The sequence below is a fragment of the Mesobacillus sp. LC4 genome, from assembly GCF_053543455.1.
Window position 1 is genome coordinate 789409 of the sequence record NZ_JBGCUB010000002.1, and the last position, 15927, is coordinate 805335.

The window sequence follows — 15927 nt, forward strand, 5'->3', positions numbered from 1 at the left end:
AACCATGAGGAACTCCCAGAGAATTGTCCGTTAGAAGAGCTCTATCGGACAAAAACATGAGAAACTCCCAGAGAATTGTCCGTTAGAAGAGCTCTATCGGACAAAATCATGAGAAACTCCCAGAGAATTGTCCATTAAAAGAGCTCTATCGGAGAAAACCATCAGGGATTCTCTGAAAAGTGTCCTTCAAAAAAAGAACCGGGAGAATAAGCCCGGTTCAATCATGAAGACAGCTAATTTATTGAAGCTGCTGTCCGCCATATGGGAATTGGTTTGTATAACCTTGGAACTGCTGGTGTGACTGCTGAAGCTTTTGAGCATCTGCCGCTTCCACGCCATACCAACCTTTCTTGAACATCAGGTTATAAAGGCTGCGCTGGGCGTTGGCTGTTTCTGTGTAGATTGAAAGTAAGTCCTGGTAGAGCTGGTCATGGCTAACTTCGTTCAAAGCTGTGTCATAGCCCCGAGTCATGTATTTTTCTGTCGTTAATATATCATTGATGAAATCGCGGTCATTCATCTGCGGTGTCTTCTGGACTTGTGTTTCTGGATTCTGTATTTTTTGCTGGTTCTGATTCTGGTTCATCCGCTTTTTCCTCCTGGTAGTTGATTATTGCATTCCTGGCATTTGGGAATATGTCTGGTTTTGCGGGCTATTCAAGTGAGTAAGTATTTTCTGGTAATGTTTCTGATGCATTTGGCCGCATTTTTCGATTTCCATCTTCAGCTCCTGATCCTGGCACTGTTGGGCAAAGAAATGTGCTTTTTTCATGGCAAGTAAATTCCATGAAAGCATATCTGTTAAGTATAAAGAATCTTTAGTGGAAACAACTGATGGCGGCGTCTGCATGATCCCTTGCTGCTGACCCTGAAAATTCATGTTTTGCTGCTGCATATCAAGACCTCCTGTTTTATGTTCATTCCTACGGATATTATCGTTCCCGTGCCGAAATAAAGTATGCAGGACAAGATTCGTCAAAAAAGAACATTTTCCTACGAAAGTAATATTCAAAGCTAATAAAAAGTGATAAAATAATTTTGCAAAATAGATATAGATGAAGCAATTTTTTTAAAGGGTGTTGTAATCGTTTTCATTAAGGGGAGGAAAAGCTATGGAACAATTAATGAGGAACTTCTTTCTTTTTCTATCGAAAAATAAATTTTTCACGAAGATGGCCAAGAAATATGGTCTTCGTCTAGGGGCAAAACGTTTCGTTTCCGGCGAAACGGTCGAGCAGTCAGTTGAAGTCATTAAAGAACTGAACCGCAAGAACCTTGCAGCAACCGTCGATTTCCTTGGCGAATTCGTCGACAATGAAAGAGAAGCGAATGAGAGAGCGGAAAGCTCAATTGCAATGATAAAAGCAATTGGCCGCGAAAAATTAAATGCCCAAATGAGCGTCAAGATGACTTCACTTGGCTTTGATATCTCTGAGAAAGTTGTCATGAGCAATATGCGCCGAATCATGGATACAGCCAAAGAAAACAATGTATTTGTGACCATCGACATGGAAGATTACGAGCGCTGCCAGAGGACTCTGGATATTTTCAAACAGCTTAAATCCGAATATGACAACATCGGCACGGTCATCCAGGCTTATTTATACAGGACCGAAAAAGATATTGAGGACCTTAATCAATACTCTCCGAATCTCCGACTTGTGAAGGGCGCCTACAAAGAATCACCAGAGGTTGCTTTCCCTGAGAAGAAGGATGTGGATGAGAACTTCAAGAAAATCATTAAAATGCATATGTTGAACGGCAACTATACAGCTGTTGCATCACACGATGACAATATCATCAACTTCACAAAGGAGTTTGCGAAGGCAAACAATATTCCGAAAAGCCAGTTCGAGTTCCAAATGTTATTTGGAATCATGCCGGAAAGGCAGCTGCAGTTAGCCGAAGAAGGTTATACAATGCGCGTTTATGTCCCGTTCGGTACAGACTGGTACGGATATTTCATGCGCCGCCTTGCAGAACGCCCGGCAAACGTAGCATTTGTTTTAAAAGGAATGTTGAAGAAGTAATGGTTCCAGGCTGACGATTGTCAGCCTGCTTTTTTATTTGTAATCCAGCTCCAACGCTTGTCAGGCGGACCGAGGCGCTTCGCTTTATTTTTTATACTGGCTATTCTGGCTGTTTTGTTTTCTTTCTCCGCCCTTACTCATTGACGGGCCCGCATCTCCTTTTACACTCGCAGCGCTGACCCCAGCTTTGGATGGATCCTTTTTCAATCTTGCCATGTTCATACCTCCATGTTTTCAATGTTGAGAGTATCTCCTTTTTATAGTGCCCAAGTCTGTAGAAATAAGCATGAGGGTCAAAAATTCAAAAAATTTTCTTTTTTCCGCACCTTATTATTGCGGAAATTTTTAAAATATTTTATAGTAGTAATTAACAGAGCTCATTTATATGCATATTTTTTTTGGTGCAAAAATGAATGAGTATTCATTCAAAAAGAGTCGAAGGGGGAGACAAATTTGATGCGACAAATTCAAAAGGCAGCGGTGCTTGGTTCAGGTGTCATGGGATCAGGGATTGCCGCACATCTGGCAAACATCGGGATTCCGACATTGCTGCTGGACATTGTACCTCGGGAATTAACGGAACAGGAAAAAGCGAAAGGCCTGACTCTAGAAGATAAGCAGGTGCGCAACCGGATCAGTGCAGGAGCTTTGCAGAAGTTATTGAAGCAGAAGCCCGCACCCCTGGCTTCCAAAAAGAATCTCGCTCTAATTGAAGCAGGGAATTTCGAAGATGATATGGAAAAACTCAAGGATGTAGACTGGGTGATCGAAGTCGTAGTTGAAAACCTTGATATTAAAAAGAAAGTTTTCACGAATGTAGATAAATACCGTAAGCAAGGAAGCATCATCAGCTCGAATACTTCAGGAATCTCAGTCGAGGCAATGGCTGAAGGACGTTCCGAAGATTTCAGGAAGCATTTCCTGGGCACGCATTTCTTCAACCCGCCACGCTATCTGAAGCTGCTTGAAGTCATTCCTACTAAGGATACGGATCCTGAAGTCCTTTCATTCATAAAGAAGTTCGGTGAAGATGAGCTTGGAAAAGGCGTCGTTGAAGCAAAGGACACACCTAACTTCATCGCCAACCGAATCGGCACTTACGGATTGCTCGTGACAGTAAGGGAAATGGTCAAAGGCGGCTACAGTGTTGGTGAAGTTGACTCCGTGACTGGTCCAATGATCGGCCGTCCTAAGAGCGCAACATTCCGCACACTGGACGTAGTTGGTCTCGATACCTTCGCACATGTTGCCAAAAACGTATATGACCAGGTTGACGGGGAAGAAAAGGAAGTCTTCGAAGTACCTGAGTTCATGAAGAAGATGCTTGAGAATGGCTGGCTTGGCAGCAAGTCTGGTCAGGGATTCTTCCTGAAGCAAGGCAAGGAAATCCTTGAGCTGGATCCGCAGACTTTGGAATATGGACCACGTAAAAAATTAAAAACAGCGTCTACTGAAATGGCCAAGCAGGAAAAAGGGCTTGCCAATAAAATGAAAGCGCTTGTTTATGCTAAGGACCGCGCTGGAGAGCTTTTATGGAACATCTTTAGTCCTGTACTTGTTTACTCAGCTGACTTGCTGGGCACGATTGCTGACGATATCGTCGCCGTTGACCGTGCGATGAAGTGGGGCTTCGGCTGGGAGATGGGGCCTTTTGAAGCATGGGATGCGCTTGGTGTCGAAAAAGCCATCAGCAAAATGGAGTCTGAAGGCAAGACCGTCCCTGCATGGGTAAAAGAAATGGTCGAAAAAGGCTTTACTTCTTTCTATAAAGAAGAGGAAGGCAAGTTGAGCTATTACCATAATGGTGAATACGTTGCGGTAGAGGAAAATCCAAAGGCAATCAATCTGAAACTCTTGAAGAAGCAAAAGGGTGTCATTAAAAAGAATGGCGGAGCAAGTCTGATCGACCTTGGCGATGGCATCGCATTGCTGGAGTTCCACTCACACAGCAACTCAATCGGACCAGACATCCTTCAGATGATCAATTTCGCGATTGACGAAGTCGAAAAGAACTTTAAGGGACTTGTCATCGGCAACCAGGGCAAGAACTTCTCGGTTGGTGCGAATCTCGCAATGATTCTGATGGAAGCACAGGACGATAACATTTGGGATCTTGACATGGTCGTTCGCCAATTCCAGCAGACGACGATGAAAATCAAATATAGCTCCAAGCCAATTGTAGCTGCTCCATTTGGAATGACGCTCGGCGGAGGCGCTGAAATGTGCTTGCCGGCTGCACATATCCAGGCGTCAATGGAAACATATATGGGACTTGTTGAAGCAGGAGTTGGTTTGATTCCTGGCGGCGGCGGAAACAAAGAGCTTTACATCAAGCATCTTGAAGGCCTGCCAAAAGGCGTTGATTTTGACCTTCAAAAGGTTGCGAACAAAGTATTCGAAACAATCGCGATGGCTAAAGTCTCTACTTCAGGTGAAGAAGCGCGAGAAAATAATTTCCTGAACGAAGCAGACGGCATCAGTGTCAACAGCGACCACTTATTGTACGATGCGAAACAGGCTGCATTGAACTTGTATGAAAGCGGCTATAAAGCACCGGTTAGAAAGAAAGTACCTGTAACAGGTGAACCGGGATATGCAACGCTGCTGCTGGGCGCTCAGACAATGCAACTGTCAGGATATATTTCAGAACATGACTTGAAAATCGCGAAGAAGCTTGCATATGTCATCTCTGGCGGTAAAGTGCCATACGGAACCGAGGTCGATGAGCAATACTTGCTTGACCTTGAAAGGGAAGCATTCCTTAGCCTTGTGGCTGAACCGAAATCACAGCAGCGCATGCAGCATATGCTCGTAAAAGGAAAACCATTGCGTAACTAATAGATTGATATTTTTGAAGAATAATATACATTACAACATCCGAGGAAAGAGAGGGAATGAGATGAGAGAAGCGGTAATCGTAGCCGGAGCCCGGACACCGGTCGGAAAAGCAAAAAAAGGAACTCTTGCAAATGTCCGGCCCGATGATCTTGGAGCTCTTGTAGTAAGAGAAACTCTTAAACGTGCAGGCAATTATGAAGGGAACATTGATGACTTAATCATCGGCTGTGCAATGCCAGAAGCAGAGCAAGGTTTGAATATGGCGCGAAATATTGGTGCACTTGCAGGTCTGTCACATGAAGTGCCGGCGATCACAATCAACCGTTATTGTTCTTCAGGTCTTCAGGCAATTGCGAATGCATCGGAAAGAATCATGCTTGGCCATGCAGACACGATCATCGCCGGTGGAGCGGAATCAATGAGTTTGGTGCCGATGATGGGCCATGTTGTCCGCCCGAATGCAAAGCTTGCTGAAACGGCTCCGCAATACTATATGGGAATGGGCCATACAGCTGAGGAAGTAGCCAAGAAATATGGCATTTCCCGCGAAGAGCAGGATGCTTTTGCAGTAAGAAGCCATCAGCGTGCAGCGAAAGCAATCCAGGAAGGCAAATTCGAGGATGAAATCGTTCCTGTCGATGTAACTCTTCGATCAGTAGGCAAAGATAATAAGCTTGTTGAGAAGACGATCCAATTCAAACAGGATGAAGGCGTACGTCCTGACACAAATCTTGAAACACTGGCGAAGCTTCGTCCGGCTTTCAACATCAAAGGTACAGTCACTGCAGGAAACTCTTCACAAACCAGTGACGGAGCAGCAGCAGTGATGGTGATGGACCGTGAGAAAGCGGAGTCTCTTGGATTGAAGCCGCTCGCTAAATTCCGTTCATTCGCACTTGGCGGTGTGCCGCCGGAAATCATGGGGATTGGTCCTGTAGTGGCAATCCCGAAAGCATTGAAGCTTGCCGGACTGCAAGTGTCGGATATCGGCGTATTCGAACTGAATGAAGCATTCGCTTCACAGTCAATCCAGGTCATCCGTGAACTGGGCCTTGATGAAGATAAAGTCAACGTAAACGGTGGCGCAATCGCACTAGGACATCCGCTGGGTACTACTGGCGCGAAGCTGACTCTAACCGTCATCCACGAAATGAAACGCAGAAATGAGCAATTCGGTGTCGTAACAATGTGTATCGGCGGCGGAATGGGTGCTGCTGGAGTATTTGAACTACTTTAAACAAAATATGGAGGGGTCTTAGCCCCTCCCCATAATGGATGGGAGGAAGAATAAATGGGTAACCAAACAGAAAAGCTTGTAAAAGGCGGAAGTTTCTTAATCGAGGATGTAACTTATGACCATGTTTTCACTCCAGAGGATTACACAGATGAGCACAAAATGATCGCGAAAACGACTGAGGATTTCGTAACGAACGAAGTATTGCCTCAGGTTGAATATATCGAGCAGCATGAGTTTGACCGCACTGTAAAACTATTGAAGGAAGCTGGAGAGCTTGGCCTTCTTGGAGCGGATGTTCCTGAAGAATACGGCGGATTGAGTCTTGATAAAATCAGCTCAGCGTTGATCGCTGAGAAAATGGCAGTAGCGGGCGGATTCTCCATCTCCCATGGTGCTCACGTTGGTATCGGTTCATTGCCAATCGTTCTTTTCGGTAATGAAGAACAAAAGCAAAAATACCTTCCAGAACTTGCAACCGGCGAGAAGCTTGCAGCCTATGCTCTTACTGAGCCAGGTTCAGGTTCAGACGCATTGGGTGCAAAGACTACTGCTAAACTGAATGCTGAAGGAACTCACTACATTCTTAACGGTGAAAAGCAATGGATCACAAACGCTGGCTTTGCGGATGTATTCGTTGTTTATGCCAAAATCGATGGCGAACAATTCACCGCTTTCATCGTGGAAAGAGAATATCCTGGAGTATCAGTAGGCGCTGAAGAGAAGAAAATGGGAATCAAGAGCTCTTCAACACGCACATTGATTCTTGAAGATGCTCAAGTACCTGTGGAAAACCTTCTTGGTGAAGCTGGAAAAGGACACCTTATCGCTTTCAATATCCTGAACATCGGACGCTATAAGTTGGGTGTAGGCGCCACTGGCGGAGCTAAGCAGGCATTCGGTCTGACTGTCAAGTATGCTAATCAGCGCCAACAGTTCAAAACACCTATTTCCCAATTCAACCTTACAAAAGAAAAGCTTGCGACAATGGCTTCGAAAATCTATGCAACTGAGAGCTCTGTATATCGTACAGTAGGCTTGTTCGAGGAAAGAATGAACCAGTTGTCTGAGGAAGAAATCAACAATGGAAAAGCAGTCGCTGATTCAATCGCTGAGTACGCAATCGAATGCTCAATGAACAAAGTATTCGCGACAGAAACACTTGATTATGTGGTTGATGAAGGCGTTCAAATCCACGGTGGATACGGGTTCATGCAGGAGTATGAAATCGAAAGAGCTTACCGTGATTCAAGGATCAACCGTATTTTCGAAGGAACGAACGAAATCAACCGCCTGTTGGTACCAGGAACATTCCTGCGCAAGGCAATGAAGGGCGAGCTTCCATTATTGCAGAAAGCTCAACAGCTACAGGAAGAGCTTATGATGCTAATGCCTGAAGAGCCAGGCGATGAGCCGTTGGCACAGGAAAAATACCTTGTTAAGAACGCGAAGAAAATCGGCTTGCTTGCGGCTGGATTAGCTGCACAGAAGTTCGGAAAAGCATTGGAAAAAGAGCAGGAGATTCTCGTCAACATCGCGGACATCATTTCAAATGCTTATTCAATGGAGTCTGCTGTTCTGCGTACTGAAAAAGCAATCGCAAAAGATGGAGTGGAAAAGAGCAAGCAAAAGCTACTTTACACACAAATCTTCTGCCAGGAAGCATTCAATGAAATCGAACGTGACGCAAAAGAAACTCTTGTGGCAACAGAAGAGGGAGATGCACTTCGCATGTTGACTTCCGCATTGCGCAAGTTCACAAGACACACTCCAATCAATGTGATCGCGAAGAAGCGTGAAGCATCTGAAAAGCTTATCGAAGCAGAACGTTTCATCGTTTAATCTTAGGATTTACGAACACTTCTCCTGTAAGAGGGAGAAGTGTTTTTTTATAAAACAAAAACTAACCAAAAGAGCAATTTTTTATAAACAATAATTCTGTTCCATGGAGGAATTTTTCGAAATATGTAGAATAAAGTAAGGGATGCCGAAAATGTCATGGAATTAAGCACGCAATGTTAGTATTTTTCAGCCTTATTATGTTACTATCCGATTAGAGGGTTTCATTAATGGGATACTAGCAAAGGGTGGTGAAAATATGGCAAAGACATTTTATTGGTACCCTAAATGCGGCACATGCCGGAACGCCAAGAAATGGTTGGACCAGCATGAAGTGAACTATAATGAAGTACATATTGTCGAAAATCCGCCTTCCCAATCGCAGCTTGAAGAAATGCTGGAAAAAAGCGGCCTCGATATCAAGAAATTTTTCAATACGAGCGGCCAAAAGTATCGGGAACTAGGGATGAAAGACAAAATCAAGACAGCATCAAAAAGTGAGCTGCTAGAACTGCTTGCATCAGATGGCATGCTCATCAAACGCCCGCTGATGACAGACGGGGAAAAAGTAACCGTAGGCTTTAAAGAGGAAGAATTTGAAAAAGCCTGGCTGTAATTTCGGTCCCATCGATAATAATCGATAGAGATATACAAATGGAGGGATAGTTAATGAGTTTACCAAATGAGTTACGTTACTCTAAAGAACACGAATGGGTAAAAGTTGAAGGAGAAAAGGTTCGCATCGGTATTACTGATTTTGCTCAATCTGAACTTGGCGATATCGTTTTCGTCGAACTACCAGAAGTAGGAGACGAAATCAGCCTTGACCAGCCATTCGGAAGCGTAGAATCCGTTAAAACTGTTTCTGAGCTATATGCGCCAGTAAGCGGCAAGGTAGTGGAAATTAACGAAGAGCTCAATGACAGCCCTGAATTCGTTAACGAATCTCCATACGAGAAAGCATGGATGATCACTGTCGAACTATCGGACAACAGTGAAGTAGAAAAGCTTATGACTGCTGAACAATACGAAGACATGATCAAAGAATAATTTTAACTGACGCCTTGATGCATTCAAGGCGTTTTCTAATTCCCGGGCATAATCTCCTTCATTTTTCCATCAATTCATTCCCTGAAATCGGACAAGCTAAAAGTACCGACAATTCGAGAAGGGTGAATACTCATGACACTTAACAAACAAAAGCTTGATATAACAGACAGGGTGACAGGAAAGCTGGAAAACGGCCAGATTCAGCTTTATCTGGAAAATGAACAGATTGGCAAAATAAAGCTTCCAGAAGGTGTACAGCTGGAACTGGATCATCACTATGAGGCAGAACAGAATAAGATTTACCAGCATGTATCAGTGCCGGATCAATCACAACCTCGGTATACTGATTGTGATGAAGGCGGCTGGTGTTAAGAATACCCAAACAGCGGCCAGCCATGCCGCTGTTTTTTCTTTAAATCTACTCATGAAGCTTTCCTTTAAGCAGGCTAGTCTAATTTTTTGCAATCTCCTCTAAAAACAGTGACAATAGAAATATGAACATAACAGCACAAATTTAATGATCGTGTTTATAATATGGTAAGGTAATTATCTCTGGTGCATAGGTGGTTATGACGATGGACGAAAATTACAAGGTGATCATAGTGGAGGGCTCGTCAGACAAAAAGAAAGTTCAAGCTGTGCTCAATGAACCGGTTGAAATTATTTGTACAAATGGGACGATTGGAGTATCGAAGCTTGATGAACTGATTGACTCCCTTTTTGATAAAGATGTTTATATTTTGGTGGATGCGGATGCGTCGGGAGAAAAGCTCCGTAAGCAATTCAAGAGAGAGTTTCCAGAGGCGAACCATTTATACATTGACAGGATGTACAGGGAAGTGGCGACGGCGCCTGAAAATCATCTTGCTACAGTTTTAATCGGGGCAAATATCGATGTTCATGCAGAGTATTTAGAAAAAGGATGACTGTAGATGGAAGAATGGAATAAGGAAGAGATCGAAACCTTCCTGGAGGAAAAACGAACGGGTTACCTATACTTTTACACGCCTATGTGCGGCACATGTCAGGTGGCAAGCAAGATGCTGACGGTTATAAAGCAGCTGTTACCGGATATGCCTTCAGGGAAAGCTGACTTAAATTATCTGCCTGAAATGGCGGAGCGTTTTGAAATTGAAAGTGTTCCATGTTTGGTTGTATTAAGAAAAGGAGAGGAGCAAGAGAAAATCTATGCTTTTCAGTCCGTTCCTTACCTATATGAAAAATTGAAAGAACTACATGTTTAATTAAGCGGCTTAGCCGTTTTTTTTTGTGCTAATTTCGGAGGATTTTACAAGATGGATTAGTTTAAACATATTTACATATCGTTCCAGAAGGATTATATTTAGTGTATCGAAATAATTGTGAGGCGAAATATAATGGCTCTATATCAGGAATGGGCTTCCCATATAAAAAGCTATAATCGAAACGTGAAACTTACCTTTTTAGCCAATATCTTGACACAGGTCGGTCTTGGGATCTTCATGGTGATTTACAACTTTTACATACGTGAGCTCGGCTTCAATGAACTGGTTAACGGAAAAGTGATTTCGATGACTTCGTTAGCGACGGCCCTAATTCTTATACCTGCAGGGATCTTAAGCGATAAAGCCGGCAGAAAAAAGCTGATGCTTTTTGGGGCTATATCGACAGGCTTCATCTTATTTGCCCGCAGTATGGTCGAAACGCAGTCATTGTTGATTTTGTTTGCATTTGGAACAGGTCTGGCGTCAGCTTTCATTCAGGTTTCCATTATTCCGTGGCTTGCGGAAAATTCCAAGCCTGAACAAAGAGTGCACCTCTTCAGTATCCACTTTGCAGCAATGACGGCCGCGAACGTGGTTGGCAGCCTTTTAGGCGGCATTCTTACGGACTTATTTTCATTGGTCGTCCCTGGTTTGGAAAGCATCCGATACACTTTGATTATTGGCTCTGCTCTGTTTATGTCAGCATTGATTCCGATTATGAGGTTAAGTGAAAGTCGGAAATCACACATATCGGCTAGCGATATAAAAGGAAAAACTAAAGGCATTCGCCACAAAGCAAGCTTCAAAATCATTCTCCTATTTGCTGTTGCGCAATTGATGATAGGCTTTGGTGCTGGATTGGTCATACCGTATTTGAATCTTTACTTTGCAGATCGTTTCATGGCTTCCAATTCACTGATAGGTTTGGTCATTTCACTGGGACAGGGAGCTACTGCTGTAGCAATGATTATCGGCCCTATGGTCGTTCGCAGACTTGGCGAAGTGAAAGCAGTGGTGGTTTTGCAGATGTTATCCCTGCCGTTTCTATTGCTGACAGCCTATACGCAACATTTTTGGCTGGCAGCTTTAGGGTTTTTGTTTCGTCAGGCACTTATGAACGCTGGCAACCCGATACAGATGTCATTAATGATGTCGAAGGTTGATGACTCAATGAAGGGTTTGGCCAACTCTGTGAATCAAATGGTGTTTAATCTCGGTTGGGCCGTCATGGGACCTGTGTCAACTGGGATTGTCCTCAAATACGGATCTTATTGGGGATATGCTACCGTATTTACGATCACAGCGATGCTGTATTTAGTTGGTTCCACGTATTTCTTTGTCGTTTTTAAAAGTATGGATAAGCCAAAATCCGGCATAGTGAGCCCCAAAACAGCCTGATGACCATTTTTCTTGGATTTATTTCTCGGGAAATGAAAGACAATGCCGAATTATCAAAGGGCATTGTCTTTTTTTACGTTATCCACGTTGCAAAATCTATTTTAATCGAATTATTTGTCGAAGGATTCTAACAGGTTTTTCCCCTTATACAAGGAATAGTTAAGGTAGGGGAGTTGATCGGAATGCGAGAACAGATTGAAAGGTTTGTGAGTGTAATTCCCAGCAAGGGACATGTTCATCAGCTAGTCAAGAAACTGGAAATGGTTTTGAAAATTGTAGCTGATCGCGATACACACTATTTATGCTTCAGGGATGGCAAGGTAAGTTACTGCGAATCCCTCAGTCCTAATGGTACTGTTGTAACGATTTCCGGAAGGGACGTATATTTGGGGCAATTATTTGATGGCGACCTGAAACTGATGCATGGAGTAAAAATGAAATACATTACAACGAATTGTCCTTTTCGAGCCCAATTAGTTCTGGAATCATTACTTTATCTTACAAGACCGCTTCCAGTATAAAATTTTATCTGAAAAGTCTAAATATATTGACCAATATTTATTCACATGATATTATCACGTTAACGCAATAAAAACGAATTGAATATTCTTATCCAGAGAGGTGGAGGGACTGGCCCTACGAAGCCCGGCAACCGGTTGTGAAAACACGGTGCTAATTCCAGCAGAGTTATTTGCTCTGTAGAGATAAGGAGAGATGATAAATGACCCTCTTCTTAGGAAGAGGGTTTTTTGTATCAGTTTTTCCAAATAATCATGGTGATTGGAGAGATGGAGATGGCAAATGAGCAAAAAAATTATCGGATTGAAACGCTGGGGGTACATGGTGGCCAGTCACCAGACCCGGTGACTGGGGCGAGAGCAGTTCCGATTTATTCGAGCAATGCATTCCAGTTTGAAAACACAGATCATGCCGCAGATTTATTCGCGCTTAAAGAACCGGGCTATATTTATTCACGGATACATAATCCGACCGTAACAGCCCTCGAAGAAAAAGTAGCTTTGCTTGAAGGTGGTGTTGGTGCGCTTGCATTATCAAGCGGAATGTCAGCCATCATGATGGCCATCCTGAACATAGCGCATGCTGGTGATGAAATTGTTGCTGCTGGTAATCTATATGGCGGAACTTACAATCTATTTGCTGTCACCCTGCCAAAGTACGGTATAAAAGTCCATCTGGTGGATTCCACTGATCCTGAAAATTTCCGTAGCGCTATTACTCCAAAAACAAAAGCGGTTTATGCCGAAACAATCGGGAATCCAAGTCTCAGGATCCTCGATATTGAAGCTGTGGCTGAAATTGCTCATGAAGCAGGAGTACCACTGATTATCGATAACACTTTTGCGACTCCTTATCTTTGCCAGCCAATAGAACATGGCGCAGATATCGTCGTCCACTCGGCTACCAAGTGGCTGTTAGGAAACGGAACAGTTATGGGCGGAATTATTGTGGACGGAGGGAAGTTTAATTGGAAATCAGCTAAGTTCCCAGGTTTCAATGAACCCGATTCCAGCTATCATAATATTGTCTATAGCGAGGCAATCGGTGCAGCGGCTTATATCGTAAAGGCAAGGGTTCAACTTTTGCGTGACCTTGGACCGGCAATCAGTCCACAGAGTGCGTTTCAATTCAATTTGGGCATAGAAACCTTGCATGTACGTATGAAGGAGCATATCGCCAATACACGGAAAATCGTAGACTATCTTGAGTCGCATCCCGCTGTTACATGGGTCAGCTATCCTGGCCATGAGTCCCATGCTGATAAAAGTCTTGCAGACCGCTATCTTCCAAAGGGAGCAGGGGCAGTCGTCATCTTTGGTATTGAAGGAGGCAGGGAAGCAGGAGCCAAACTAATTAACTCATTAGAATTATGGTCCCATGTCGCGAATGTCGGGGATGCAAAAAGCCTGATCATCCACCCTGCAAGCACGACACATCAGCAGCTGGATTCTGATGGCCTTAAAGCAGCCGGTGTTCCTGAGGATCTAATCCGTCTTTCGGTCGGGATTGAAAATGTGGACGATATCATTGAAGACCTTGAACAGGCGATCGAAAAAGCGACCGGAGTTCCAGGGGTTCCGGCAGGAACTTGACATCCATAAGCTTCCAGTTGATATTTAAGAATAATTTTTATTGACACCCTTTTTCACTCCGTGCTACAATCACACTCGTAACTTAAAACCGATTAGATAATTTAATAGCGTGCTCTTATCAAGAGAGGTGGAGGGAAGTGCCCTATGAAACCCGGCAACCGTCAATAAGCTTTGCTTACTGAAATGGTGCCAATTCACACAAAGCAAATTGCTTTGGCAGATGAGAGAAAGGAATCCACTATTACTATGCCTTTCTGCTCACTTGCAGGAAGGCTTTTATTTTGTCTTTTTTTGAAAAAGTTTTTCGAAAAGAGTTTTTTCGAGAGCATGATCATCTCCGATTAAGAGGCTATTTTCCATTTTAGCTAAAGTTTGAATTTTTTCGGTTAGGGAATGGGAAACTAGATTGATAACCTTCTTAAACATAGGAGATTTAACGGTTTTAATAAGTGTAGAATACTCGGTTGCAAAGAGGGGGAGTCAATTGATCACGATAAAGAATGCCAGAAAAATTTACCCTTCCAATAAAGGGGAGGTTAAAGCGGTAGATGATGTCAACCTTGAAGTCAAGGAAGGCGAAATATACGGAGTCATCGGGTACAGTGGCGCCGGTAAAAGTACTTTGATTCGAATGCTGAACGGCTTGGAGATCCCAACATCTGGTTCTGTGGTAGTAGCCGGAAGGGAAGTTTCCCGGATCAAAGGAGCGGAACTTCGCAAGGCCCGCCAGGAAATCAGCATGATTTTTCAGCATTTCAATCTGCTCTGGTCCAGAACGGTAGCGGAGAATATCGCTTTTCCGCTAGAAATTGCCGGAGTGGCTAAAGCAGAAAGAGAGAAGCGGGTTAAAGAATTGATCACACTTGTGGGACTTGAGGGCCGGGGAGATGCCTACCCTTCTCAGTTGAGTGGAGGCCAGAAGCAGAGGGTCGGAATTGCAAGGGCTCTTGCCAACAATCCTAAGGTGTTGCTTGGAGATGAAGCAACTTCAGCACTCGATCCACAGACGACTGACCAGATTCTTGATTTGCTTGTTGATATAAATAAAAGGCTTGGCCTAACAATCGTACTGATTACTCATGAAATGCATGTTATCAGGAAAATTTGCCATCGTGTGGCAGTAATGGAAGGCGGAAATATTGTTGAAACAGGTCCGGTTTTGGAAGTGTTCAAGAATCCGCAGCAGCCTATTACGAAAAGATTCGTCCAGCAGGTGACAGAACCGGAGGAAACAAAGGAAACAGTTGACCACTTATTGGAGCGTTATCCACATGGCCGCGTTGTTCAGCTGACTTTTGTAGGTGAAGGGACCGAGCAACCGCTGATCACAAACTTGATTCGTGAGTTTTCGATAACGGTCAATATTGTCCAGGGGAAAATTTCTCAGACACAGAATGGGTCATATGGAACTTTGTTCATCCATCTTGATGGTGACGAAAGCGAAGTAGCCAGGGCAATTGAGTATATTGGCCAGCATGAAGTCGGCGTGGAGGTGATTTCCAATGGCTGAAACATTGTTTCCGAATGTTAACTGGGACCGAATGTGGGAAGCGACACTTGAGACACTATATATGAGTGCCATTTCTGTTCTTGCTACCTTCATACTTGGAGCCATCCTTGGCCTGCTGCTATTTTTGACATCGAAGGGCAATATATGGGAAAACAAACCGGTCAATTTAGTATTGAGTGGGGTTGTCAATATTTTCAGGTCCATCCCATTCATCATCTTGATCGTTCTGTTGATTCCTTTTACGAAGTTCATCGTCGGTTCGATGATTGGCGAAAATGCAGCCCTGCCTGCATTGATCATTGGTTCGGCTCCATTTTACGCAAGGATGGTAGAAATCGGCTTGCGTGAGATTGATAAAGGGGTCATTGAAGCAGCAAAGTCCATGGGAGCGAAGACAACGACGATCATTTGGAAGGTTCTATTACCGGAATCGATGCCAGCCTTGGTGTCCGGTATCACGGTTACGGCGATCGCGTTAGTCAGTTACACAGCGATGGCCGGAGTGATTGGGGCCGGCGGTCTTGGAAACCTGGCTTATATGGAAGGATTCCAGAGAAGCCGGAACGATGTCACTTTGATGGCGACCATTATTATTTTGATTATCGTGTTTTTAATTCAGTTTGTTGGTGATTTCTTCACTAGAAAATTAGATAAGAGATAAAGGAGAGATATG

17 protein-coding genes and 2 riboswitches are annotated in these 15927 nt (G+C 43.7%); of the genes, 14 read left to right on the forward strand and 3 right to left on the reverse strand.

Annotation, left to right across the window (positions count from 1 at the left end; translation table 11 throughout):
* Positions 1–238 precede the first annotated feature (238 nt).
* Together AB5I83_RS10185 and AB5I83_RS10190 are read right to left on the reverse strand one after the other, a co-directional pair.
* Positions 239–586, reverse strand: coding sequence for a spore coat protein (locus AB5I83_RS10185; protein WP_226643472.1), 348 nt, complete (start codon positions 584–586; stop codon positions 239–241).
* A gap of 24 nt (positions 587–610) precedes the next feature.
* A complete protein-coding gene (locus AB5I83_RS10190) occupies positions 611–895 on the reverse strand; it encodes a hypothetical protein (protein WP_167833572.1) in 285 nt (94 codons plus the stop codon).
* 217 nt (positions 896–1112) lie between these two features.
* Between AB5I83_RS10190 and AB5I83_RS10195 the strand changes: the two genes are divergently transcribed.
* Positions 1113–2030, forward strand: coding sequence for a proline dehydrogenase family protein (locus AB5I83_RS10195; RefSeq protein ID WP_448975041.1), 918 nt, complete (start codon positions 1113–1115; stop codon positions 2028–2030).
* A gap of 84 nt (positions 2031–2114) precedes the next feature.
* On the opposite strand, the gene AB5I83_RS10200 is transcribed toward AB5I83_RS10195, so the two are convergent.
* Positions 2115–2246 carry a YuzL family protein gene (locus AB5I83_RS10200; RefSeq protein ID WP_192470116.1) on the reverse strand — a complete coding sequence of 44 codons (132 nt, stop codon included), beginning with the start codon at positions 2244–2246 and terminating at the stop codon, positions 2115–2117.
* A 237-nt stretch (positions 2247–2483) separates the two neighbouring features.
* Between AB5I83_RS10200 and AB5I83_RS10205 the strand changes: the two genes are divergently transcribed.
* The 13 genes from AB5I83_RS10205 to AB5I83_RS10265 all read left to right on the forward strand — a co-directional run bounded on the left by AB5I83_RS10205 (position 2484) and on the right by AB5I83_RS10265 (position 15915).
* The gene (locus tag AB5I83_RS10205) at positions 2484–4868 is read left to right on the forward strand and encodes a 3-hydroxyacyl-CoA dehydrogenase NAD-binding domain-containing protein (protein WP_448975044.1); all 2385 of its coding nucleotides are present in this window, start codon (positions 2484–2486) and stop codon (positions 4866–4868) included.
* A gap of 61 nt (positions 4869–4929) precedes the next feature.
* Positions 4930–6105: an acetyl-CoA C-acetyltransferase gene (locus AB5I83_RS10210; RefSeq protein ID WP_102264238.1), complete on the forward strand. Its 1176-nt coding sequence runs from the start codon at positions 4930–4932 to the stop codon at positions 6103–6105.
* Positions 6106–6159: 54 nt separating this feature from the next.
* Positions 6160–7944 carry an acyl-CoA dehydrogenase family protein gene (locus AB5I83_RS10215; protein WP_448975046.1) on the forward strand — a complete coding sequence of 595 codons (1785 nt, stop codon included), beginning with the start codon at positions 6160–6162 and terminating at the stop codon, positions 7942–7944.
* 256 nt (positions 7945–8200) lie between these two features.
* Positions 8201–8557, forward strand: coding sequence for an arsenate reductase family protein (locus tag AB5I83_RS10220; protein ID WP_167833576.1), 357 nt, complete (start codon positions 8201–8203; stop codon positions 8555–8557).
* A gap of 53 nt (positions 8558–8610) precedes the next feature.
* The gene (gene gcvH, locus AB5I83_RS10225) at positions 8611–8991 is read left to right on the forward strand and encodes a glycine cleavage system protein GcvH (RefSeq protein WP_448975048.1); all 381 of its coding nucleotides are present in this window, start codon (positions 8611–8613) and stop codon (positions 8989–8991) included.
* A gap of 132 nt (positions 8992–9123) precedes the next feature.
* On the forward strand, positions 9124–9363 hold the full coding sequence (locus AB5I83_RS10230) for a YusG family protein (protein WP_448975050.1): 240 nt from the start codon (positions 9124–9126) through the stop codon (positions 9361–9363).
* 197 nt (positions 9364–9560) lie between these two features.
* Complete coding sequence (locus tag AB5I83_RS10235) at positions 9561–9917, forward strand: toprim domain-containing protein (protein ID WP_448975052.1); 357 nt, start codon at positions 9561–9563, stop codon at positions 9915–9917.
* A 6-nt stretch (positions 9918–9923) separates the two neighbouring features.
* Positions 9924–10235: a thioredoxin family protein gene (locus tag AB5I83_RS10240; protein ID WP_448975054.1), complete on the forward strand. Its 312-nt coding sequence runs from the start codon at positions 9924–9926 to the stop codon at positions 10233–10235.
* Positions 10236–10367: 132 nt separating this feature from the next.
* On the forward strand, positions 10368–11633 hold the full coding sequence (locus AB5I83_RS10245) for an MFS transporter (protein WP_448975056.1): 1266 nt from the start codon (positions 10368–10370) through the stop codon (positions 11631–11633).
* A 182-nt stretch (positions 11634–11815) separates the two neighbouring features.
* Entirely contained in the window at positions 11816–12154 is a 339-nt protein-coding gene (locus AB5I83_RS10250) for a hypothetical protein (protein ID WP_448975058.1), read from the forward strand.
* 85 nt (positions 12155–12239) lie between these two features.
* Positions 12240–12344: riboswitch (SAM riboswitch) on the forward strand.
* Positions 12345–12427: 83 nt separating this feature from the next.
* Positions 12428–13744, forward strand: a complete 1317-nt coding sequence (locus tag AB5I83_RS10255; RefSeq protein WP_448975060.1) for an O-acetylhomoserine aminocarboxypropyltransferase/cysteine synthase family protein — start codon at positions 12428–12430, stop codon at positions 13742–13744.
* Between the two features lie 112 nt (positions 13745–13856).
* A riboswitch (SAM riboswitch) is annotated at positions 13857–13971 on the forward strand.
* 257 nt (positions 13972–14228) lie between these two features.
* Positions 14229–15254, forward strand: a complete 1026-nt coding sequence (locus AB5I83_RS10260) for a methionine ABC transporter ATP-binding protein (protein WP_448975061.1) — start codon at positions 14229–14231, stop codon at positions 15252–15254.
* Positions 15247–15915 carry a methionine ABC transporter permease gene (locus tag AB5I83_RS10265; RefSeq protein ID WP_226643489.1) on the forward strand — a complete coding sequence of 223 codons (669 nt, stop codon included), beginning with the start codon at positions 15247–15249 and terminating at the stop codon, positions 15913–15915. Before AB5I83_RS10260 ends, AB5I83_RS10265 begins: the two co-directional genes overlap by 8 nt.
* Positions 15916–15927: the final 12 nt, after the last annotated feature.

What these genes read in the sequence shown, in the direction of transcription:
- AB5I83_RS10185 (WP_226643472.1), bottom strand. Translation starts at nt 586, where the DNA reads ATGAACCAGAATCAGAACCAGCAAAAAATACAGAATCCAGAAACACAA.
- AB5I83_RS10190 (WP_167833572.1), bottom strand. Translation starts at nt 895, where the DNA reads ATGCAGCAGCAAAACATGAATTTTCAGGGTCAGCAGCAAGGGATCATG.
- AB5I83_RS10195 (WP_448975041.1), top strand. Translation starts at nt 1,113, where the DNA reads ATGGAACAATTAATGAGGAACTTCTTTCTTTTTCTATCGAAAAATAAA.
- AB5I83_RS10200 (WP_192470116.1), bottom strand. Translation starts at nt 2,246, where the DNA reads ATGGCAAGATTGAAAAAGGATCCATCCAAAGCTGGGGTCAGCGCTGCG.
- AB5I83_RS10210 (WP_102264238.1), top strand. Translation starts at nt 4,930, where the DNA reads ATGAGAGAAGCGGTAATCGTAGCCGGAGCCCGGACACCGGTCGGAAAA.
- AB5I83_RS10215 (WP_448975046.1), top strand. Translation starts at nt 6,160, where the DNA reads ATGGGTAACCAAACAGAAAAGCTTGTAAAAGGCGGAAGTTTCTTAATC.
- AB5I83_RS10220 (WP_167833576.1), top strand. Translation starts at nt 8,201, where the DNA reads ATGGCAAAGACATTTTATTGGTACCCTAAATGCGGCACATGCCGGAAC.
- gcvH (WP_448975048.1), top strand. Translation starts at nt 8,611, where the DNA reads ATGAGTTTACCAAATGAGTTACGTTACTCTAAAGAACACGAATGGGTA.
- AB5I83_RS10230 (WP_448975050.1), top strand. Translation starts at nt 9,124, where the DNA reads ATGACACTTAACAAACAAAAGCTTGATATAACAGACAGGGTGACAGGA.
- AB5I83_RS10235 (WP_448975052.1), top strand. Translation starts at nt 9,561, where the DNA reads ATGACGATGGACGAAAATTACAAGGTGATCATAGTGGAGGGCTCGTCA.
- AB5I83_RS10240 (WP_448975054.1), top strand. Translation starts at nt 9,924, where the DNA reads ATGGAAGAATGGAATAAGGAAGAGATCGAAACCTTCCTGGAGGAAAAA.
- AB5I83_RS10245 (WP_448975056.1), top strand. Translation starts at nt 10,368, where the DNA reads ATGGCTCTATATCAGGAATGGGCTTCCCATATAAAAAGCTATAATCGA.
- AB5I83_RS10250 (WP_448975058.1), top strand. Translation starts at nt 11,816, where the DNA reads ATGCGAGAACAGATTGAAAGGTTTGTGAGTGTAATTCCCAGCAAGGGA.
- AB5I83_RS10255 (WP_448975060.1), top strand. Translation starts at nt 12,428, where the DNA reads ATGGCAAATGAGCAAAAAAATTATCGGATTGAAACGCTGGGGGTACAT.
- AB5I83_RS10265 (WP_226643489.1), top strand. Translation starts at nt 15,247, where the DNA reads ATGGCTGAAACATTGTTTCCGAATGTTAACTGGGACCGAATGTGGGAA.